This is a genomic window from Desulfolithobacter sp. (genome assembly GCF_054025815.1).
In genome coordinates this window covers 214,263-234,398 of sequence record NZ_JBPMMS010000034.1, presented here as the reverse complement: position 1 = coordinate 234,398, position 20,136 = coordinate 214,263, and the positions used below count along the sequence as shown (strand labels likewise).

The window sequence follows — 20,136 nt, the reverse complement described above, 5'->3', positions numbered from 1 at the left end:
ATGAACACGACCTTGAAGCTCAAAATCGGCCTGCTCGTTTCCCTGATCCTCTTTTCGATCATGGTTCTGGTGCCTTCCTTCTACCCCGGCACCCCGGACTGGTGGAAAAAATACCTGGCGCCCACTGGTCTCAAACTCGGCCTTGACCTGCAGGGCGGCATGCACCTGGTCCTGCGGGTGGATCTGGAGAAGGCCCTGGAAAACTCCCTCGACCTGGCGGCATCTGATCTCAGGGAAGGGTTGGCGGAGAAAGGCATCACCGCTGTCCGAATGGATTCCGGAGATCCACACAAAGTCGTCTTCACCTTGCCCAACACCGGTGCCGTTGATACGGTCCGCAAGATAATCGAGGAGGATTTTCCAAACCTTGATATCCAGGTGGCGGCCGAAGAGGGCTCCTTTCCCCGCATCACCCTGCAGTTGAAAAAGGATGAGATAGAGTTCATCCGCAAAAATGCGGTGGCCCAGTCCCTGGAGATCATCCGCAACCGGATCGACCAGTTCGGTGTCGCCGAGCCGGTCATCATCCGCCAGGGGGAAAACGAAATCGTGGTTCAGCTGCCCGGCGTCAAGGATCCCGGAAGGGCCATGGGCCTGATCGGGCAGACAGCCCAGCTGGAATTCAAACTGGTGGCCGACGACGCCGGGATCGATCTCCCCCGCCTCATCGATGAGGTGAAACAGGCCGGTCTGTGGAAAGAGGGAGAAAGCCGCAAAAAACTTAACCTGGCCCTTCAGGGTCGAATTCCTCCGGATACCGAGGTCTATTTTCAGCGAATCGTTGACCCCCAGACCGGTCGGGAAAGAAAGGTCCCGATTCTCCTCAAAAGCCAGGTCGTGATGACTGGCGAAATGGTCAAAAACGCCCAGGTCCGCATCGGTGGGTCGTTCAACGAACCCTATGTCAGCCTGGATCTCACCGGCCGTGGCGGCAAGATATTTGCCAACATCACTGAAAAAAATGTCGGCAAACGCCTGGCTATTGTCCTGGACGGAGTGGTCCGTTCCGCGCCGGTGATCCGGGAAAAAATCCTCGGTGGCAGCGCCCAGATATCCGGCGACTTCACCCATGAGGAGGCCACCGATCTGGCCATTGTCCTCAGGGTCGGAGCCCTGCCGGCCCCGGTGGAAATCATCCAGAACCTCACCGTCGGCGCCAGCCTCGGCCATGACTCCATCAACAAAGGACTGATGTCCGGCCTGTTCGGCGCCCTCATGGTCCTGACATTCATGGTGATATACTACCGGCTCTCCGGCGTGATCGCCGACTTCGCCCTGCTCCTTAACATCCTCTTTCTCTTTGTTGGTCTGGCCATGCTCGGGGCCACCCTGACCCTGCCGGGTATTGCTGGTATCATTCTGTCCATCGGCATGGCGGTCGATGCCAACGTCCTTATTTTCGAACGAATGCGAGAGGAATGGGAACTGGGCAAATCGGTAAAGTCGGGCATCGACGGCGGTTTCAACAAGGCATTCTGGAGTATTGTCGATTCCCAGGTCACCACCCTGATCACTGCTCTGGCTCTGTTTTTGTTCGGCACCGGCCCTATCAAGGGTTTTGCCGTCACCCTGTCTCTGGGTATCATCTTCAACCTCTTTGCGGTCCTGTTCTGTACCCGGCTGATCTACGATGTGCTCTATACCACCCGCAGGCTTAAACAGCTCAACTTCATGCGTTTTATCAAGAAACCTGATTTCAATTTCATGCGGGTCAAGAAAATCGCCTTCGTGGTTTCGGCGATCCTGGTCATCATGGGCCTCTTCTCCTTTGTCGAAATCCTTCGCGGCCAGGCAAACCTCGGGGTGGACTTTGCCGGTGGCTCCCTGCTCCAGTACAAGGCTGAAAAACCCTTTCAGCTTGACGAGGTCCGAGCCGCGTTCAAGAAACATGGTTTTACCAATATCGACCTGCAGCAGGTTACCGGTGAAAACCGGCTCATCATCAAGATCAAGAAATCCGAGGATACGGTGGGCCACCTTGGCGAGCAGATAACCCGGATCCTGACCACCGAGCAAGCGGACAAAAACTTTCTTCTCGAAAGACAGTCTGAAATCGGTTCTTCCATTTCCACGGTGCTCCGCAACAAGGCCATCGAGGCAATTGCCATATCGCTTATCGGCGTACTTCTCTACCTGGCCATCCGTTTCGACTTCAGCTTCGGCCTGGCAGCGGCGGCAGCAACCTTTCACGATGTCCTGGTGGTGCTCGGTATCTGCTGGCTGCTCGACAAAGAGATAACGCTGCTTCTGGTCACCGCGCTCCTGACCCTGGCCGGGTACTCGCTGAATGACTCGGTGGTGGTCTTTGACCGGATAAGGGAAAACATGGCCAAACTCCAGGGCACGGATTTCGGGACGATCATCAACCGCAGCATCAACGAGGTCCTTGGGCGGACAATCGTCACTTCCCTGACCACGGTCCTGGTTCTGGCCTCACTCTTTTTCTTCGGCGGCTCCGCGATCCATGACTTCTCGTTTGCCCTGCTCACCGGTGTCATCGTCGGGACCTATTCCTCGATCTTCATCGCCAGCCCGCTGCTGACCATCAAATCACGGGAACACTGATTCGTGACAGAGACCAGTTCCTTTCAACCCGTCACGCAGGCGGAGCGTTTCCGTTTTGCCTGCCATCCAGGGGTTCCCTGTTTCACCGAGTGCTGTCGGCAACTCGACCTGGCCCTGAGCCCCTATGATGTACTGCGGCTGAAAAACAACCGTAAACTGCATTCAGGAAACTTTCTCGAACAGTTTGTCCTCATCGAATGGGAAGAGGGTATGGTCTTTCCGCAATGTTATCTGACCATGGTGGATGATGGGCGGGCCAGCTGTGTCTTTGTCACCAGGTGTGGCTGCTCGGTCTATCCTGACCGACCCGGAGCCTGCCGGGCCTATCCGGTGGGACGCGGAGTCTCCCGCGGACCAGACGGCACCATCCAGGAACAGTTTGTCCTGGTGCGCGAAAATCATTGTCAGGGCTTTGCCGAAGCCGGAGAACAGACTCCGCTTGAATATTTCAAAGACCAGGGCCTGACCCTCTACAACCGCTACAACGACGAGGTGGCCGGCCTGCTGCAGCATGAACAGGTCCGGCTGGGATTCAGGCCAACCAGAGCCCAGCTTGATCTTTTTATCCTCGCCCTCTACAATTTGGACATGTTCCGTCAGGAACTGAGCGACGGACGAATTACCATGAAAAGACCTCTGTCACCAGGTGAACTAAAGGGGTTGGCCGGTGACGACGAACAGTTGCTGCTTTTAGGTATCCGCTGGCTCAAACAGGAGTTTTTCGGCGAATAGATGAGTTCGATCCTTGATGCCGACCGGCTGAAAATCCTTCGTGAAATAAGTGCCGGTTACTGCATGGAAGAAGGAGGCCCCCACGGACCTGACCACAGCGAACGGGTCTTTCGCATGGCCATGAACCTTGGACAGGAACTCTCGGCCCGGCTGGATATTCTCGGGGCCGCTGCCCTGCTGCATGATATCGGCCGACGCCGGGAATCAGAGAGCAGGGGAGCCATATGTCATGCGGAAATCGGTGCAGAGATGGCGGTCCCGGTTCTCCGGGGACTATGTTTTTCCGAGACCGATATCAAAAAAATCGTTCACTGCATACGGGCCCATCGCTATCGGGGACGGGTAAAACCCGTTTCGCTGGAAGCCGCCATCCTTTTTGACGCCGACAAGCTCGATTCCATCGGTGCCATCGGTATCGGCCGCGCCTTTCTTTTTGCCGGCCAGATTGGCGCCAGGCTGCACAACCCCGAGTTGACCCCGGAAGAAACAAAATCCTATACCACCGAAGACACGGCCTACCGAGAGTTTCAGGTCAAAATGTCCCGGGTGCGCGACCAGATGCTCACCGAGCCGGGCCGCCGTCTTGCCCACCGCCGGCACGAATTCATGGAAATCTTCTTTGACGAACTGAACAGGGAGATCCATGGCAACGAAACTGCTTCCAGACCAGGACGACCTACCCATGCTGAAACTGATTATCTTTGACTGCGACGGGGTTCTCTTTGAGTCCCGGGAGGCCAACCGTCACTATTACAATCACCTGCTGGCCCATTTCGGCTGTCCGCCCATGAGCGAGGAGGAGGTAGACTATGTCCACATTCACAACGTGTTTGAATCGGTTCTCCATATCTTCCGCAACCATCCCCAGGTTGACATGAAAGAGGTTGACCGCTATCGGGTGCAGCTGAGCTATGATCCCTTTTTGCAGTACATGATCATGGAACCGGACCTGATGGATTTTCTCCGGATAATCAAACCTCGCTATCATACCGCCATCTCTACCAACCGGACGACCACCATGGATCTGATTCTCGATATTTTCAAACTCAGGCCCTGGTTCGACATGGTGGTCACGGCCTTGACCGCCGGTCGACCCAAGCCGGCACCAGACGGCCTGCGCATGATCCTTGACCGATTTGACGTCCGGGTGAACGAAGCGATCTATATCGGTGACTCGACCGTGGACCGGGATCACTGCCAAAGTGTGGGCATGGAGCTTATCGCCTTCAAGAATCCGGACCTTAAGGCAAGCTACCATGTGGATCGGTTCATGGATATTCTCGAATTACCCCCACTGCAGGCCGGCCCTGACTCTGCACATGCTGCAGGATCATAACCTTCTGATACTGGAAAAAAGTATCTGCAAAAATCGTGAACTGTACCGGACCGGACACTATAACGAATTGAAGGGCTAAGTCAAAGAGGGATCGCAACTCAAGGATGAGTGCTCGCCTGGTCTGCAGCACAAGGGTTCTGGCAGAATCATCATTTACAGGAACAGCAATACCTGCTATCCTGAAACATCTTGTTTTATAATTATGTTATTTAGTACCATCGAAACTACCGTCCGAGTCTTATGCGGCCGACCTCCTCTTTGCAGGGTGCGGCTTCCTGGAACAGCAAACTCTACAATCTTCGATCTTCGCCATGACAACCCTGCAGGACTTTTTTGCGCAGAAGATAAAACTACCCTCTCCGCCAGCCATTGCCATGAAAATCCTGGAGGCAGTGCGCAAGGATGAGAACTCCTTTGAAGACCTGGCCCGGATTATCTCGGCCGACCCCGCCCTCACAGCCCGTATTCTCAAGATTGCCAACTCAGCCCTCTACGGTTTTACCAGCCCGGTCAAATCTCTGAGCCAGGCCACGGCTCTGATTGGCTTCAATACTCTGAAAAATATCGCCCTGTCCTTTGTCATTGTCCAGGACCTGAAACAACCGTCCTCGCACGGGTTTGACATGAACCTGTTCTGGCGCCGGGCCATCACTGCGGCAGTGGCGGCCGAGACCCTGGCCGAGGAAACGGGTTACCAGGACCGGGACCTGTTTATCTCCGCCCTGCTCCAGGATATAGGCATTCTCGTTCTCTATCTGTCCGATTCCGCCTCCTACGCCTCTGTCCAGGATGAAAAACGGATCAGCGGCATGACCATCTGCGAGGCGGAACAACGCCGGTTCGGCTTTGACCACACCCAAGTGGGCAGCCATCTGCTCTCGCTCTGGAAACTGCCGGAATCGATCTGGCGACCAATCCGCTTCCATCACTCGGATGTCAGGGATGAAAAATATGGAGACTGCGCCCTGATCCTCCACCTTTCCGACAAGATTGCCGCCATCTACCATGGTTTGCACAGCAACCGTAAATCCATGGAAGTACACAAACTGCTGACCGAGGCATACATGTTTTCCGACGAACAGAGCGCTACCCTGATCGACAAGGTGGGAGAAAAGGCCCATAATCTCATGGAGGTGTTTTCCATCGACCCGGGCAACATAAAACCCTTTTCTCTGATCATGCAGGAAGCCAACGAGGAACTCGGCCGGCTCAATCTCTCCTACGCGCAACTGGTTCTGGAACTGAAACAGGCCAAGCAGAACGCCGAGCAACTGGCCATGGAGTTGAAGCTGGCCAACGACAGCCTGCGCAAACTGGCCTTCAAAGATGGCCTGACCGGACTGTACAACCACAGGTACTTCCAGGAAATCCTTGAGGCGGAGATTGAACGGTCCAGCCGCTACAATCACCCTCTCTCCATGATCCTGGCCGACATCGATCATTTCAAGAAGGTCAACGACCAATACGGTCATCCGGCCGGAGATCATGTCCTCAAAGCTGTGGCCGAAATGCTGGTATCACTGGTGCGTCGGTGCGATATCGTGTCCCGTTATGGTGGAGAGGAATTCACAGTCATCCTGCCGGAAACAGGGCTGAACAGTGCCAGGATACTGGCCCAACGGCTCCGCCGGGGCATCGAACAGATGGATATCATCTACAATGACCTGAAAATTCCGGTGACCATCAGTTGCGGTCTTGCCAGTAACGAGGCGGATCAATGCAAGATCTCCAGGACCGAACTTATCGAACGCAGCGACCAGGCCCTGTACCTGGCCAAAAAAAACGGGCGTAACCGGGTGGAGGCAATTGAGGTGGCCACCCGTGCCTGCAGCGGCTGAGCCTCTTTCCGGCAGGACTCAGCCATCCGGTCTTTTCTCATCCAGTCGCTTCAATCCTTCCATGAGAATCATCATGAAATCTCCGATCTCCCGCGCCTGCATCAACGAAGAAGGCAATCCGGGAATGAAACGGAAACTGCCCTCCTTTTCGTTGAGCAAGGCGTAAACCGCCTCCTGGTTGTCCAACTCGCCAAACCGGGCCGCGACAAGGGCCCCCTCTCTGAAGGTTACCCTGGCAGTACCTCCAGGAGTTTCCAGTAGCAGCTTACCGGTTTTCTGGTGCATATGAAAAATCTGCAGCAACTCGGCCGGAGAAACCGCCTCGATCAAACCGCTCATAACCGAGCCATCCTGCTCCACATCTTCTGCCGGGGTATCGGGCATCTCAGCAAGCCGGTATTTGATCAGACCAGTGCAGCCACCACAGGTAAAAAGGCGTTCCTTCTGGGCGGTAAAACCGTCGTCCACGTGGGGCAAAAGCTCAAAAAGAAGACCCGTGAGCTCACGAATCAATATCATGCAGGCGGGCTTGCCCATGGGGAGAGCGACAGCCTTGTCGGTCATGACCAGGTTCTCCCCCCGCCGGTATATCGGGCAATTACGTTCTTCGACAATGGTAAAGGCCGCCGCAAAGGTCATCATGGATAGTCCGGGAGAAAAAATATTATGTGATTATAATCAATATGTCTCCTCGACGTTTCGAGAAGACTTGGCATAAGATATGGTCAAGTCTTCTCAAAATATTGAGGCGCCGAAAACTTCAATTCACGCTGAACCAGTACACCTCCATTGTACACATATTCCCTCGCCAGCTCAATTGGTTGTTGTCATGGCTCCTGTTCCCGTTGAATATCAAATCACAACCAGGATGCAAAGCTACTTGTTTCTGTTTTCTGTTTGCCATACAATACGTTATGTGATTACCATCAAAATCGGCAAATTGCAGTGCCGGGAGATAACATGGCCATTTTCGCCAAGGGATTTAAAAAACAATCCCTCACCGGCGCTCCCTGACAGAGAATTTCTCAAAAGCCATGCGATGTGATCCTTTTCCATACCAGTGAGAAGTCACGTTTCGATGGTAACCTTAATTCGTTATATTGTAATATTGTCCAAAAGATCAGCTGGTTCCGCCACTGGTCCTCATCGCAACCCAAAGAAATCCAGGTCGCCCCATGCCATCCGGTTCCTCGCAATTAATATCTGATCACGAACAGGTCCTGCAAACCCTGGAACTGTATCCCAGTATCACTATCATCAAGACCAACGGTGATCCACCGGATCATTATGAAATCGAATACCGGGTACGCGGCTTTGTAACCTCGCCGGACGGAACCGTGACAGTGGGTGAACGCCATCTGGTCGGCATCGATCTTCCTTTTGGATATCCCCATTTTGCCCCCACGGTCAAACCCCTGACTCCGCTGTTTCATCCGGACATTGACCCTGATGCCATCCGGATAGCTGATTTCTGGGAAAAGAATCCTTCCCTGGCCGAACTGATCATCCATATTGGGGAGATGATTACCGGCACACGCTGCAACACCCGTGATCCCTTTAATCCGGAGGCGGCAAAATGGTACGTCAGCCATGGGGACGAACTGCCTCTGGATACCCTGCAGATAGCGGACATCATTGATTCGGATGAGCCGGACAATGACCTGCTTCCAGAGGAGGATTCTTTTGCCGAACTCGGCCTGATGGACGAAAGTTCCGATGAGGAAGAAATCACGGTCGAAGACCTGATCGATCTCATCCGATTCCGCTTTGAACGCGGTGAACTGGCAGGGGCAGCGGAAAAACTGGCCCAGCTTCCTGCCGGCACGGAATTTCCCGGACGCGAAGAAATTGAACAGGCCCTGGACGAAGCTATGCAGAGGGCCCAAGCCCTGTTCAACGAGAGCAAAGCCCTGGAGCAGCAGGGAAAACTTCAGGAATCCCTGAACCTGCTGGGCAGACTTGAAGAGATCGTGGCCGATTATCCTGGACTGGAGGAACTGCGCCAGCGGATTCAGGAATCCCTGCGTCTGGCCGGAGATGCAGAGCCAAACCAGGAGAGACCGGAACCCCGGACCGCTGAGAAATCCGCATCTCCTCCACCTCCACCAAAACCCCGCAAGACCGGCAAAGAAGGACGGGGTATCGCCGGCGCCGTGCTGCGCATCGCGGTCGTCGGAATTGTCGCCGGTCTTGTCGGCGGGGCCGGGTACCTCTACCTCCAGGACAAATCAAACCTTGAAGAGGCAAGGAGCAGCTGGCAGCAGGTTCGCAATCTTGCCGAGACTGGAGAGTATGCAAAGGCAGAGAAACTTGCCAGGAAGCTTGAAAAAACCCTGGATACCATCCTGGTTCTCCGTTCGGACAAGGCTGCCCTGGAAGAAGAACTCTCCCGTCTACGCAGCAGCAGGGATTTCCAGGAAGGGCTGCGGGGCCGGACTCTCTACCAGGGCAAATATATTGACGCCGCCCAGGCAAAAACACTTTCGGAGTATGACAGGCTCATGGCAGAGGCCCGCGATCTGCAGAAAAAGGGCGACATAACCGCAGCCATCAATGCGCTGAAAAAAGCGCAGATCCTGGCTCGCAACCAGGGCCTGGAGGACCAGGAGAGAAACGCCGGGCAGGAGCTGATACAGCTTCGACTTGCGGTGACCCTCAAGGAGGCCCGCGACAACATGGCCACTGGAGAGTGGGAACTTGCGACAGAAAAGTACAGGCAGGTGCTTGCCCTGGCCGACGATCTGAGTGCTCCACCGCCACTTGAACCCATCCGGAAGGAACTGGCCAGGGCCTCCTTCAGGCTCGCTCTGGACAGGGCCGGAAAAAGTTTCAAAAACAAACAGTGGACCACGGCCCTCGAAGCCCTGGATCAGGCCCAGAGCCTGCTCCGGGACGAACCAGACATCGCATCTCCCGCCGAGCGGCAGGAAATGGAACGGATTGGCCTTGAGGCCCGTCTCTATCAGATGCTTGGCACAGCCCGCCGTGCTTACGAAGAGGGGAACTGGGACCTGGCCATAGGTGAATACGAGAAAGCACTGAGCTTCCTCCGGGAAGAGAAACAGGCCAATGACGGCCTGGACGATTCTGTCGTCAGGATCGAACGGACCCTGCTCATGGTTCGGATCGCCCGGGAACAGCGGGAAGCAGCCCTGGCCTCTGAATCCGGAGACCTGGACCAGGCCCTGGGGCATTACCAAAGAATCCAGGAAATTATCCGCCAGAGCCCCCTGGCCAGGGAGCCATCACTTGGGGCCATAGCTTCAAGTGTTAAGAAGCGGATCGCGGAAACCCGGGAACAGCTTGCCATCCAGGAAAAAATCGGCTGGCTTGAAGAACATTTCAGGGATATATTCAAGAAACACTACCCTTCATCCCAAACCTCGCTGCTGCTCAATCCCAAGGTCACCTTCCTCCGTCGGGAAGGGAACAAGATGGTATTCAAGCTTGCTTGTGCGGAAAAGAACCAGGGCCGCCTCTTTCGCCTGGAACTGGATTATCAGTTCGACCCGGCCACAGGCTGGTCCATGTACTCGGGTCAGTGATGATGATGGCCGTGATGCCCATCCTGTTTCTCAATGGGCCCGCCAGCCTTTTCCAGAGCCTTTGCCAGGGCATGGTGGGCCTCATGGAGAGCTTTCACCGCCTCCCGCAAAAGCTCAGCGATCTCTTCTTCACCAGCCCCGGCCAGCGTATCGGCCCAGCGGAAGAATTCTTCTCCATGCCCCTTGTTATGCTCTATCCAGTGCGGCAGCATAATCCGCAGTTTTTCCAGGTCGTTCATCTCACTCTCCCTGTGGTTGTTCCCTTGGCACCATGACCACAGACCCGCCAAGAAAATCGATACGCGCAACGGCGACATCGGGAACCAGTTTCGGGTCCTCAAAAAAAGTGGTCAGCAAAACTCCTTCACCGGTGACCTCCAGTCCGGTCACACCTTCCATGATTGTCTCCCGGCTGCCATCACGCTCTAACACTGCACTTATCTGACACATATCAAAACCTCCCCGCTACACGTCGCTATTGGCTGCACAGGCGTCAACCGCTTCCATCAAACTGTCCAGCTCAAATCATAAAACGAAATTCTCCCTTGCCCAACAGATCATGCAGATGGAGAATGCCTTCCAGAATCTGACCTTTTCCCACCACCGGTAAAACGGTGATTTCCCGACTCTGCATGATACTCAGCGCATCCGCCGCCATCAGGTCCCTGCTGATGGTCACCGGATCTTCGGTCATTACCTCGCTGATGCGCGAATCTTCAAGGGAGTGATGTGCCAGAATATGCCTGCGCACATCCCCATCGGTTATGATTCCCTGCAGCCGGTTTTTGTCATCCACCACCACCACGGCTCCGAAATTTTTTTCATTGAGCTCGGATACCGCATCGGTGAACCTGGCCTGATCAGAGACCAGCGGGATACGGGATCCGGTGAGCATAACCTCGCGGACTGCGACCTTGAGCCGTTCACCCAGGCTGCCCCCGGGATGATTGCGACGGAAATCTTCTGCCCGAAATTGCTTGCGCTTTAACAGGACCACGGCCAGGGCATCACCCAACGCAAGGGTTGCGGTGGTCGAAGTTGTGGGAGCCAACCCCAGGGGACAGGCCTCCCGGGGGACATGGACATCAAGGGTTACATCGGCGCAGCCAGCCAGTGTCGAGTGAGGGTTACCGGTCATGGCAATGATTTGTACAGAGCGTTCCCGCAGGCTTCCAAGCAGCCCGTTCAGCTCCATTGTCTCACCGGAGTAGGATATGGCCAGGACCACATCTGAAGGCGAGACCATGCCCAGGTCGCCGTGCATGGCCTCTACCGGATGGAGGAAAAAGGAAGGGGTTCCCGTGGAATTGAGAGTGGCGGAAATCTTCTGCCCGACAATACCAGACTTGCCGATACCGGTGATCACCAGCCTGGTCGGGCACTTCATTATAAGATCCACCGCCCGGACAAACTCCTCTCCCAACCGGTCACGGACCGCCAGAATCCCCTCGGCCTCGATGGTCAAAACTTTTCTTGCCTGTTTTACACTCATTGTTCCTGTATCCTATTGTTCCAGTAATGAAACAACAATTCGCCCCCTTGACAGCCCGTGGAGCATCGAATCGATGGCCTTCGGCAGTTGGTTTAAGGTAAGGGTCTGACTCAAATCGCCAAGACAGTCAAGCCGCCAGGGACCGGCCAGCAATTCCCACAATTGTTCCCTTCGCTCCATGACGCACGTGGCAGAGTCGACACCAATCAACCGGACAGCACGGAGGATGAAGGGATAGACATTGAGAGGCAGTTCCCCGGAAGCGGCGTTGCCGCAGCAGGTGACCACGCCGCCATACCGGCACTGTTTAATGGCAGTGGCCAGGATATCTCCTCCAACTGTATCCACCACCCCGGCCCAGCGCTCGCGAAGGAGCTTCTTTGTGCCTCCGACGGACATCTTGTCCCGGTCGATGACAGTATCAGCTCCAAGCCGCTGGAGAAATGCATGTTCACTACTCTTGCCGGTGACCGCTGCAACCTTAAAACCCAGTTTTGCCAGCAGGGCCACAGCCACACATCCCACCCCGCCGGTGGCTCCGGTAACGAGGATCGATCCACAGTCAGCACGGCAATCGGATTCAAGCAGTTCAAAAACACATCCGGCAGCTGTGAACCCAGCCGTTCCGATCTCCATTGTCTGCTTCAGGGAAAGGCCTCCAGGCGCCGCCATAACCCAGTCGGACGGCACCCTGATATAGCTGCTGAATCCTCCCCAGGTGTTCATGCCCAAATCGTAGCCACAGCAGAGAACCCGGTCACCGGGCGCAAACCTGTCGCTTGCGCTCTCGACCACCACACCGGCCGCGTCAATACCTGGAACATGGGGATACCTCCTGGTTACACCACGATTCCCGTTGGCAGAAAGGGCGTCCTTATAGTTCAGAGACGAATAATGGACTTTGATAAGCACATCAACTGCGGGAAGATCGTCAAGCGATACCAGGGCCACCCTGGGCACATATGTCTTGTCATCAGCAGCACTGACCAGCAGCGCCGGGAACCTCTCAGTCAACATAATAAATCCCGTTGGATAAAAAACCTGAGTTCAAGAGAGACGAAAGGAATCAGTCTTTATCAAGACTGGTCAAACAATACCAGATCTCCACCCACAACACGGATACTGGTCCCGTCGGCAAGACGAACCAGGTAACTTCCATCAGCGGAAATACCGGCCCCGGTTCCCTGGACCATCGGACCGATGACAGGATGGTACCTGACGCTTCTGCCGAAAAGATAATCATGAGTTGCAAACTCTTCCAGCAAAGAATCCCACTGGACCTCAAGAGTCTCAACCAGCCCAGTCACCTCCAGGGCTACTGTGCGGGCCATCTGCTCCAGGTCGAAAAAACGTCCGGTACTGTGATAAAGAGAGGTCACTTGCGGCTGCAAAGAGGTTGGGAAAGCGGCGAGATCAGTGTTAATGTTGATACCGATCCCGATAACGACAAAAAAATCATCGGCTCCGGGAAAGCCCTGTGACTGGCTCAGGATTCCGCCCAGCTTACGCCTGCCAAGATAAAGATCATTGGGCCACTTGACCATTGGCTGAACAGAGGACAGCTTTGCCAGGCTCCGACAACAGGCCAAACCAGTGGCCAGAGTGATGCAAGGCAGGCGGGTAGGTGAAATATTTGGCCTTAAGATGAGCGAAAAGTAGAGCCCTCCCGCAGGGGAGCTGAACGATCGACCCCGCTGTCCCTGGCCGCAACGCTGTTGTCCAGCCAGAATCACGGTGCGGTGAGGGGCATCTCTGGAACCCATCTCCAGGGCCAGGACGTTGGTGGAGTCCACGCATCCGAAGCGATGGAAGTAAAGGAGATCGGATGAACACATGATCGATCTACAAAAAAAAGCAGAGACACGTGGCCTCTGCTTCAGTGGGACGAAATGGAAAAAGGATGACTAATTTACACCCTTATCTCCCTCTTCGTCCTTCACCCGATCTTTTGCGGCGTACATGGTGGTGGACCCGGAGGACCAGAAGGCAAGCTTGCCCTCTTTTACCAGTTCGTTGGCAGCGTTTTTGATTGCCCGAGGCTTTGCATCGGGGTCACACTTGTAGAAATCCTTGACATACAGCTGCGGCTTGGGAGCCTTCATTGCCTTCTCAAGAATGGCAGCTTTCAGTTCTTCTTTGCTCAGAGCCATTATTGGCCTCCTTTAAAATACCAAGAATGAAAAAATCAGGCTGGCACCAGGTGTGCCAGCCTGTACTACAGAGAATTTACTTGGTGTAAGCGGCGGTTGCGGCGGTGTACTTGAACTGGGTTGTTGTACGCCACGTGTCGTAAGCCAGCCGGTAGTCGTCGATGGATTTCTCAGTGAACGGAATCTCACAAAGCTCGAAGAATTTCTCCCAGCCGATCCGCTCGGCCCACTCGCCAAGACGCTCGTACTTGTTGGCGTGCTCGGCATAGGTGACGAGAATCTTGCGAACCGCCTCGGTGACCTCGGGCCAGCGGGGCGGATTGTTGGGCAGGAACGGAATGACAAGCTTGGAAAACTTGGGTGCCGACTTGGCGTTGGACACCTTACCGCCTACCAGGATGGCCATACCGTCACCTTCAGGATCAGCCAAAGGCATTGCCGGACACATGGTGTAGCAGTTACCGCAGAACATACAGCGATCCGCGTTCACCTTGACCGTCTTGATCTCTTCACCGTTTACCTCTGCTTTGGCAGGCTTCACTGCTCCAAGGGGACAGGAGGCGATGGCCAGCGGCAACTCGCAGACGCCGGTGATCCGCTCGTGATCGATCATTGGCGGCTTACGATGCACACCAAGCAGGGCGATATCCGAAGCATGGACCGCACCACACATATTCAGACAGCAGGCCAGGGCGATCTTGACCTTGGCCGGCAGGGTCATGGAGCCAAAATACTCAAACAGGTCATCCATGACCGCCTTGACCGGACCGGAAGCGTCCGTTGCCGGGGTATGGCAGTGGACCCAGCCCTGGGTATGAACGATATTGGTCACGGAACAACCGGTTCCGCCAACCGGAAACTTGTTGCCCCTGCTCTTCAGATCATCGATCAGCGGCTGCACCTTGTCCTTGGAGTCGACCATGAACTCGATGTTGTTCCGGGTGGTAAACCGGACATAGCCATCACAGTGCTTGTCAGCAATGTCGCAGATTTCGCGAACATACTCGATGGACACCAGACGCGGAGAACCGGCCCGAACGGTGTAACACTCGGCACCGGTCTCGGATACGTGAACCAGAACACCCGGCTCAAGAATCTCGTGATACAGCCACTTGCCTTTATTTTCTTTGATGACAGGGGGCAGAAAATCTCCGTAGTAATGCGGACCGAGATCGGTAATCCGCCCTTCCATCGGATTATTCGGATCGTAACCCATGATATAATCTCCTTATCTATAATATTCAGTAGAATCGTTAAACAGTCACCGCAGGGCGGAATTACATGGCATGGCGCTTGCGGAATTCCTTGATGTCACGCTCGAAGCCGCCTGGAACTTCCTCTTCCTTCCAGAATACATACGGGTTGGAACGCGGCTCTTTGACATGCTGCGGCATTGGCTCAACTTCCATTACAGACAGGAAGGTGGGCAGACCGATACGCTGCATGGTCTCACCGACACGCTCACGGTTTTTACCAACTTCCATCCACCAGTCCCAAATCTTCTCGATGACATCGATTACATTCTCGAACTCGTTATCCTTGGTCACCTCGATAAAAGGAATAACCATGGTGGCGAACTGGGCTCCGTCAAGAATCGGAGCCTTGGCGCCGATGCAGATGGTTGCACCTCTCTCCTTGCCGGGACGCAGGGCGCGCGGCATAACGTTGATGCAGTGCATGCAGCGGGTACACTCGGCGTTGTCGATCTTCAACTCATCACCTTCCATCCACATGCAACCGGTGGGGCAAAGGTCAATAACTTCTTTCTGAATATCGAACGAACCCCAGTCACGACCGGCATGGGACCCGCCACCGGCTGGGTAGTTACCGGCAATGTACTCTTTCACTGCAGCCTGATCGATCTGGATGTCATCTTTCCAGGTACCGATAACAGCAAAGTCGGAACGGGCAATCGCCGCCACGCAGTCGTTGGGGCAGCCGGAGAACTTGAACTTGAACTTATAGGGAAAGGCCGGACGATGGATTTCGTCCTGATAATGCATGGTCAGGTGATGACACAGTTCCTGGGTATCGTAGCAGGCCCACTCACAGCGGGACTGTCCAAGACAGCAAGACGGGGTCCGCAGGTTGGAACCGGAGCCACCAAGATCCTGGCCCAGCTCGTGGGTCAGATCCCAGAACAGGGGCTCCAGGTTCTCGGTCCTGGTCCCCAGCAGAATCATGTCACCGGTGGATCCGTGCATATTGGTCATGCCGGAACCATACTTCTCCCACAGGTCCATGAGGGCACGGAGATTCTCGGTGGAGTAATACAACCCGGACGGCTGGTTAATACGGACAGTATGAAAATGCTCGACACCCGGATACTTATCCGGAACGTCGGAATACCGGCCAACGATACCACCACCGTAACCAAAAACACCTACGATGCCGCCGTGTTTCCAGTGGGTGATCCTGTCCTTGTAGGACAGCTCAAGCTGACCGAGAATGTCCCAGCACTCTGGCTTGGTCTCGGCCTGGCGTTTCATGTCAGTGACGAAACTCGGCCAAGGGCCTTTCTCCAGTTCGTCCAGCAAAGGCGTATCATGCTTTGGCATCAGTGTTCCTCCTCTCAATGATATTTGGTTTTGCCCATTACTTTCTATTCCAACAGGATGCCCGCCCGCCCCACTCAGCACAAAACGGTTGCGCATTACTCCCATTGAATACTCATTCAGTCACGGACCATATACTTCCTGCCTTTTTTTGTCAACAAAAAACCGCTAAACATAAAGCACAGCTTCTCTTTGCGCCGATTCACCCCATCCTGTTTCTGTTCGCTTTCCAGCCGGACCAATGACCTGAAAACCAGAACCAATATCGCCCTGTTCCGGGATAACCGATCACAGACTTTCTTCTTCTTTTTGCCCCTGCCGTTACAGAAGTCCTGCGATCTTCAGAAACCGTCTTTCCAGGGAGTGCTCCGACGCGCCAGGGATCCCGGCCAGGCAGTCCAGCATCCTTCCTGCCAGGACCTTGCCCAGCTCTACCCCTTCCTGATCAAAAGAGTTTATGTTCCAGCAAAAGCCCTGGAAGGAAATCCGGTTCTCGTACAGCGCCAGCAATGCTCCCATGGAATACGGAGTCAGTCTCTCACCGATAAGAATGGCACTTGGCCGGTTGCCGGGGAAACTCTTATTGGGATTGTCATGCTCCTGTCCGATGGCCAGGGCCTGGGCCTGGGCCAACATATTGGCCACCAGCTTCTGCTGGGAACAGGTCCCATCCACTACAAGGTCATGGCCCTGCTGGGATTGGCGGAAACCGATAAACTCAACCGGAACGATCTCAGTTCCCTGGTGCAAAAGCTGGTAAAATGCATGCTGACCATTGGTCCCCGGCTCTCCCCAGACAATGGGCCCAGTCTTCCACCTGACCGGTTTTCCCTGCCGGGTCACAGACTTGCCGTTACTCTCCATATCACATTGCTGAAGGTGAGCCGGAAACCGGCGCAACATCTGGCTGTAGGGCAGTACCGCCAGGGTCGGGTAGCCGAGAAAGTTGCGGTTCCAGATACCGATCATGGCCATGAGCAGGGGAAGATTGTCGAGCAAACCCGGTTTCTCCGCCAGCACGTCCATGTCGTTTGCGCCGCGCAACAGTTCAATGAACCCATCGTAGCCGAGCATGAAACCGAGCACCACCCCGCCGACCATGGAGGTAACGGAAAACCTCCCGCCGATATAATCAAACATGTGAAAGGTGCGCCGGTAGCGCTTTGGATCGTCCATGGGACTGCCGGCCCCGGTGACCGCGACCAAATGAAGGGCAGGGTCGAGGCCGGCTTCTTCGAGCGCGGCCCGGACCAGCGCCTCGTTGGTCCGGGTCTCCAGAGTGGTTCCGCTCTTGGACACAATATTGAAAAGGGTCCTGGACAGGTCAAGGCCGACCAGGACCGAGGCGGCATCATCCGGATCCACGTTGGCAATGAAGCGAGTGGTCCGACCAGGCAGGGCATACCCGGCAAGCGCCTGACACAGGGCCCTCGGCCCGAGATCCGAGCCGCCGATTCCGACCTGGACCATGGTGGTAAACGTCTCACCACGCTGGTTTCGCAGCTCACCCCGGTCCAGGTCTTCTAGAAAAACGCGCAACCGCGCGAGCTGTTCCCGGGCCTGGGCCGTGGCCTTAGGCGCCAGGGGCGTATCGGAAAAGATATCCCGGCAGGCTGTATGCAGCACCTGGCGACCCTCGCTTTCGTATCCCTCGATACGGTTCATCACCTCTCCCTTCTTCATGGCCATGAACTGCTCCACCAGCCCGGCTTCGTCGGCGAGTTCCTGAAGCCCGTCCAGGACCCTGTCGTCCAGCCGCTGGCAGGCAAAGAGCAGATCAAAGCCACAGCCACGGGCACGGAAGCGGTTGACCCGATCCCCGTCAAGCCCGCCTGGGACGTTCAGCTTCCAGGGGTTTTGGGCAAGCTCCGAAAGCCTGGATGCGGCCTGAAGATTCGAGAAATCCTTTCCCTGCATGATTCTTCTCCTTAAAATCCGGCCAGATCCTTGAGCTTCGCGATCACCGCCCGATAATCACTGTGCCCATAAATGGCTGAGCCGGCCACAAAAATATTGGCCCCGGCATCGGCTATACGGCCGATGGTCTGCGGACTGACACCGCCGTCGATCTCGATCCCGGCCTCTGGATTGACCTTGTCCAGACGACGCCGCAGCTCCCTGGTCTTTTCCAGCGACGATTCAATAAATGACTGGCCCCCAAAACCGGGATTGACACTCATGAGCATGACGAGGTCCACCTCCTCCAGCACATAATCCAGGGTGGAGAGCGAGGTGGCTGGATTAAGCACCGCACCCGCTTTTCTACCGAGCTCCCGGATACGGCGCAGGGTCCGGTGCAGATGGGTACAGGCCTCCACATGAACAGTGATCCAGTCAGCACCGGCATCGGCGAAATCCTTGAGATACCGATCCGGGTCACTGATCATCAAATGGACGTCCACCGGCACATCCGTCACCGCCCGGACCGCCTTGACCACCAGCGGGCCTATGGTGATATTGGGAACGAAATGGCCATCCATGACATCCACGTGGATAACCTCGGCTCCGGCATCGGCCACAGCTTGAACCTCCTCCCCGAGACGGGAAAAATCCGCAGAGAGAATGGAGGGGGCAATCATCATTGATTTCATAGTAACTACCTGGAAAGTATATATTTACGATGACCATCAGATTCCAGAAAGAGGCTGGGTTTCGATGGTACTTCAAAAAAATATCTGTCAATCGCTGGAATTACGGACAAGCAACAACTGATGTCTCTCTCTACAGGGACCGGCACCGCTGTGCACGGATTTACCCCTCCGCTTCCCACGCACCCTTGCCTGTGCGCTCATACTGCTGGCCTGGAAGCTGCCGGACCCGGCCCGAGATCTCCAGCTTAAGGAGTATGCCGTGCAGGCGGGCTGGTTCCATCTGGACGGCACGGGCCAGCGAATCGATATCGCATGGATAGGTGTCAAGAGCGGCAAGTACCCGAACCTCGTCAGCGCTCAAGCCATCCCTGCCCACCTCTTCCGTATCGACCTGTGGTACGCCGGACCTTTCCCCCTTGCCCTGTGCCACGGAACCATTTACCACAAACCGCAACTCATCGAGGATGTCGTCCACCGAACCGACCAGGGTCGCTCCCTGGCGCAAAAGCTCATGGGTCCCACGAGACCTGAACGAATCCACCCGTCCAGGAACGGCAAAAACTTCTCTCCCCTGCTCCAGAGCCAACCTGGCGGTAATCAGGGCTCCGGAACGGGATCCTGCCTCGACCACCACGACCCCCAGGCTCAAACCGGAAACGATCCGGTTCCGGGCCGGAAAACGAAACCGGGCCGGACAGATACCCGGACCATACTCAGAGACCAGCAGGCCTCGACGACCAACCTCGGAAAACAGAGCTTCATGCTGACGGGGATAGACCACATCGATACCGCAACCGAGCACCCCGACAGCCAGACCGCTGCTCTCCAGCGCTCCCCAATGGGCGGCTCCGTCAATACCAAACGCCATACCCGAGAGCACGACAATCCCGTGATCGGCCAGCTCGCGTCCAAGCTCACGGGCCACCCGTTCCCCATATGAGGTGGCCGCCCTGGAGCCGACTACGGCCACAGCCGGCCGTCTCAGCATCTCCAGCCGGCCCTGGCAGAAAAGCAGCAGCGGAGGATCATGAATATGCAGCAGGCGGTCAGGAAATTCAGGATCCTGACAGGTCAGGACAGTGATCCCTGTCCGGGCCAGACAGGCAAGCTGATCCCTGGCCATACCATGGATTCGCGAGAGAAGTGCCGGATCCTGCAGGCGGGCGATGATCTTGGGCCCCAAACCGGCAATGGAGCGAAAGGCATCAGGCGGGGCGTCGAAAATATTCCGGGGTGTTTTGAACCTGTCCAGCAGCCGACCGGTCAGTGCCGGGCCGAGGCCGGGCACCAGGGCCAGACTCAGCCAATCGAGCAAATCAGAACGCATGGCGC

18 protein-coding genes are annotated in these 20,136 nt (G+C 55.6%); 6 read left to right on the top strand and 12 right to left on the bottom strand.

The features are described from left to right. The 5 genes from secD (at position 1) to ACXJJY_RS09175 (ending at position 6,471) form a co-directional block, all read left to right on the top strand. On the top strand, positions 1 to 2,565 hold the full coding sequence (gene secD, locus ACXJJY_RS09195) for a protein translocase subunit SecD (protein WP_456387217.1): 2,565 nt from the start codon (positions 1 to 3) through the stop codon (positions 2,563 to 2,565). A 3-nt stretch (positions 2,566 to 2,568) separates the two neighbouring features. Then, positions 2,569 to 3,297 carry a YkgJ family cysteine cluster protein gene (locus tag ACXJJY_RS09190; protein ID WP_456387216.1) on the top strand — a complete coding sequence of 243 codons (729 nt, stop codon included), beginning with the start codon at positions 2,569 to 2,571 and terminating at the stop codon, positions 3,295 to 3,297. Continuing rightward, positions 3,298 to 4,002, top strand: a complete 705-nt coding sequence (locus tag ACXJJY_RS09185) for an HD domain-containing protein (RefSeq protein ID WP_456387215.1) — start codon at positions 3,298 to 3,300, stop codon at positions 4,000 to 4,002. It abuts the gene before it with no gap. Next, positions 3,980 to 4,633, top strand: a complete 654-nt coding sequence (locus ACXJJY_RS09180) for an HAD family hydrolase (protein WP_456387213.1) — start codon at positions 3,980 to 3,982, stop codon at positions 4,631 to 4,633. The genes ACXJJY_RS09185 and ACXJJY_RS09180 overlap by 23 nt, the downstream gene beginning before the upstream one ends. A gap of 311 nt (positions 4,634 to 4,944) precedes the next feature. Beyond that, positions 4,945 to 6,471 carry a sensor domain-containing diguanylate cyclase gene (locus ACXJJY_RS09175; RefSeq protein WP_456387211.1) on the top strand — a complete coding sequence of 509 codons (1,527 nt, stop codon included), beginning with the start codon at positions 4,945 to 4,947 and terminating at the stop codon, positions 6,469 to 6,471. An 18-nt stretch (positions 6,472 to 6,489) separates the two neighbouring features. Here the strand turns inward: ACXJJY_RS09175 and ACXJJY_RS09170 are convergent, their stop codons facing one another. Next, a complete protein-coding gene (locus ACXJJY_RS09170; protein ID WP_456387209.1) occupies positions 6,490 to 7,113 on the bottom strand; it encodes a DUF4388 domain-containing protein in 624 nt (207 codons plus the stop codon). Positions 7,114 to 7,646: 533 nt separating this feature from the next. On the opposite strand from ACXJJY_RS09170, the gene ACXJJY_RS09165 reads away from it, so the two are divergent. Then, positions 7,647 to 10,016, top strand: a complete 2,370-nt coding sequence (locus ACXJJY_RS09165) for a hypothetical protein (protein ID WP_456387207.1) — start codon at positions 7,647 to 7,649, stop codon at positions 10,014 to 10,016. Here the strand turns inward: ACXJJY_RS09165 and ACXJJY_RS09160 are convergent. From ACXJJY_RS09160 to dprA, 11 genes are all read right to left on the bottom strand, one after another. Beyond that, positions 10,010 to 10,255 carry a DUF8180 domain-containing protein gene (locus ACXJJY_RS09160; protein ID WP_456387205.1) on the bottom strand — a complete coding sequence of 82 codons (246 nt, stop codon included), beginning with the start codon at positions 10,253 to 10,255 and terminating at the stop codon, positions 10,010 to 10,012. The two genes, ACXJJY_RS09165 and ACXJJY_RS09160, sit on opposite strands and share 7 nt — an antisense overlap. 1 nt (position 10,256) lies before the next feature. Further along, positions 10,257 to 10,466, bottom strand: coding sequence for a CooT family nickel-binding protein (locus tag ACXJJY_RS09155; protein ID WP_456387203.1), 210 nt, complete (start codon positions 10,464 to 10,466; stop codon positions 10,257 to 10,259). A 70-nt stretch (positions 10,467 to 10,536) separates the two neighbouring features. Beyond that, on the bottom strand, positions 10,537 to 11,508 hold the full coding sequence (locus tag ACXJJY_RS09150) for a KpsF/GutQ family sugar-phosphate isomerase (RefSeq protein ID WP_456387201.1): 972 nt from the start codon (positions 11,506 to 11,508) through the stop codon (positions 10,537 to 10,539). A 12-nt stretch (positions 11,509 to 11,520) separates the two neighbouring features. Then, positions 11,521 to 12,525 (bottom strand): YhdH/YhfP family quinone oxidoreductase, encoded by a 1,005-nt coding sequence (locus ACXJJY_RS09145; RefSeq protein WP_456387199.1) that lies wholly within the window; start codon positions 12,523 to 12,525, stop codon positions 11,521 to 11,523. Between the two features lie 59 nt (positions 12,526 to 12,584). Next, entirely contained in the window at positions 12,585 to 13,343 is a 759-nt protein-coding gene (locus ACXJJY_RS09140) for a biotin--[acetyl-CoA-carboxylase] ligase (RefSeq protein ID WP_456387197.1), read from the bottom strand. A 69-nt stretch (positions 13,344 to 13,412) separates the two neighbouring features. Further along, positions 13,413 to 13,658, bottom strand: coding sequence for a dissimilatory sulfite reductase D family protein (locus tag ACXJJY_RS09135; protein ID WP_456387195.1), 246 nt, complete (start codon positions 13,656 to 13,658; stop codon positions 13,413 to 13,415). Positions 13,659 to 13,734: 76 nt separating this feature from the next. Further along, on the bottom strand, positions 13,735 to 14,874 hold the full coding sequence (gene dsrB / locus ACXJJY_RS09130) for a dissimilatory-type sulfite reductase subunit beta (protein ID WP_456387193.1): 1,140 nt from the start codon (positions 14,872 to 14,874) through the stop codon (positions 13,735 to 13,737). A gap of 61 nt (positions 14,875 to 14,935) precedes the next feature. Then, entirely contained in the window at positions 14,936 to 16,216 is a 1,281-nt protein-coding gene (gene dsrA, locus ACXJJY_RS09125) for a dissimilatory-type sulfite reductase subunit alpha (RefSeq protein WP_456387191.1), read from the bottom strand. 318 nt (positions 16,217 to 16,534) lie between these two features. After that, positions 16,535 to 18,130 carry a glucose-6-phosphate isomerase gene (locus ACXJJY_RS09120; protein ID WP_456387189.1) on the bottom strand — a complete coding sequence of 532 codons (1,596 nt, stop codon included), beginning with the start codon at positions 18,128 to 18,130 and terminating at the stop codon, positions 16,535 to 16,537. An 11-nt stretch (positions 18,131 to 18,141) separates the two neighbouring features. After that, positions 18,142 to 18,804, bottom strand: a complete 663-nt coding sequence (rpe, locus tag ACXJJY_RS09115; protein ID WP_456387187.1) for a ribulose-phosphate 3-epimerase — start codon at positions 18,802 to 18,804, stop codon at positions 18,142 to 18,144. A gap of 160 nt (positions 18,805 to 18,964) precedes the next feature. After that, a complete protein-coding gene (gene dprA / locus ACXJJY_RS09110; RefSeq protein ID WP_456387185.1) occupies positions 18,965 to 20,131 on the bottom strand; it encodes a DNA-processing protein DprA in 1,167 nt (388 codons plus the stop codon). Positions 20,132 to 20,136: the final 5 nt, after the last annotated feature.

Coding starts and splice junctions, on each gene's coding strand:
- secD (WP_456387217.1), top strand. CDS start 1: ATGAACACGACCTTGAAGCTCAAAATCGGCCTGCTCGTTTCCCTGATC.
- ACXJJY_RS09185 (WP_456387215.1), top strand. CDS start 3,298: ATGAGTTCGATCCTTGATGCCGACCGGCTGAAAATCCTTCGTGAAATA.
- ACXJJY_RS09180 (WP_456387213.1), top strand. CDS start 3,980: ATGCTGAAACTGATTATCTTTGACTGCGACGGGGTTCTCTTTGAGTCC.
- ACXJJY_RS09175 (WP_456387211.1), top strand. CDS start 4,945: ATGACAACCCTGCAGGACTTTTTTGCGCAGAAGATAAAACTACCCTCT.
- ACXJJY_RS09170 (WP_456387209.1), bottom strand. CDS start 7,113: ATGATGACCTTTGCGGCGGCCTTTACCATTGTCGAAGAACGTAATTGC.
- ACXJJY_RS09165 (WP_456387207.1), top strand. CDS start 7,647: ATGCCATCCGGTTCCTCGCAATTAATATCTGATCACGAACAGGTCCTG.
- ACXJJY_RS09160 (WP_456387205.1), bottom strand. CDS start 10,255: ATGAACGACCTGGAAAAACTGCGGATTATGCTGCCGCACTGGATAGAG.
- ACXJJY_RS09155 (WP_456387203.1), bottom strand. CDS start 10,466: ATGTGTCAGATAAGTGCAGTGTTAGAGCGTGATGGCAGCCGGGAGACA.
- ACXJJY_RS09150 (WP_456387201.1), bottom strand. CDS start 11,508: ATGAGTGTAAAACAGGCAAGAAAAGTTTTGACCATCGAGGCCGAGGGG.
- ACXJJY_RS09145 (WP_456387199.1), bottom strand. CDS start 12,525: ATGTTGACTGAGAGGTTCCCGGCGCTGCTGGTCAGTGCTGCTGATGAC.
- ACXJJY_RS09140 (WP_456387197.1), bottom strand. CDS start 13,343: ATGTGTTCATCCGATCTCCTTTACTTCCATCGCTTCGGATGCGTGGAC.
- ACXJJY_RS09135 (WP_456387195.1), bottom strand. CDS start 13,658: ATGGCTCTGAGCAAAGAAGAACTGAAAGCTGCCATTCTTGAGAAGGCA.
- dsrB (WP_456387193.1), bottom strand. CDS start 14,874: ATGGGTTACGATCCGAATAATCCGATGGAAGGGCGGATTACCGATCTC.
- dsrA (WP_456387191.1), bottom strand. CDS start 16,216: ATGCCAAAGCATGATACGCCTTTGCTGGACGAACTGGAGAAAGGCCCT.
- ACXJJY_RS09120 (WP_456387189.1), bottom strand. CDS start 18,130: ATGCAGGGAAAGGATTTCTCGAATCTTCAGGCCGCATCCAGGCTTTCG.
- rpe (WP_456387187.1), bottom strand. CDS start 18,804: ATGAAATCAATGATGATTGCCCCCTCCATTCTCTCTGCGGATTTTTCC.
- dprA (WP_456387185.1), bottom strand. CDS start 20,131: ATGCGTTCTGATTTGCTCGATTGGCTGAGTCTGGCCCTGGTGCCCGGC.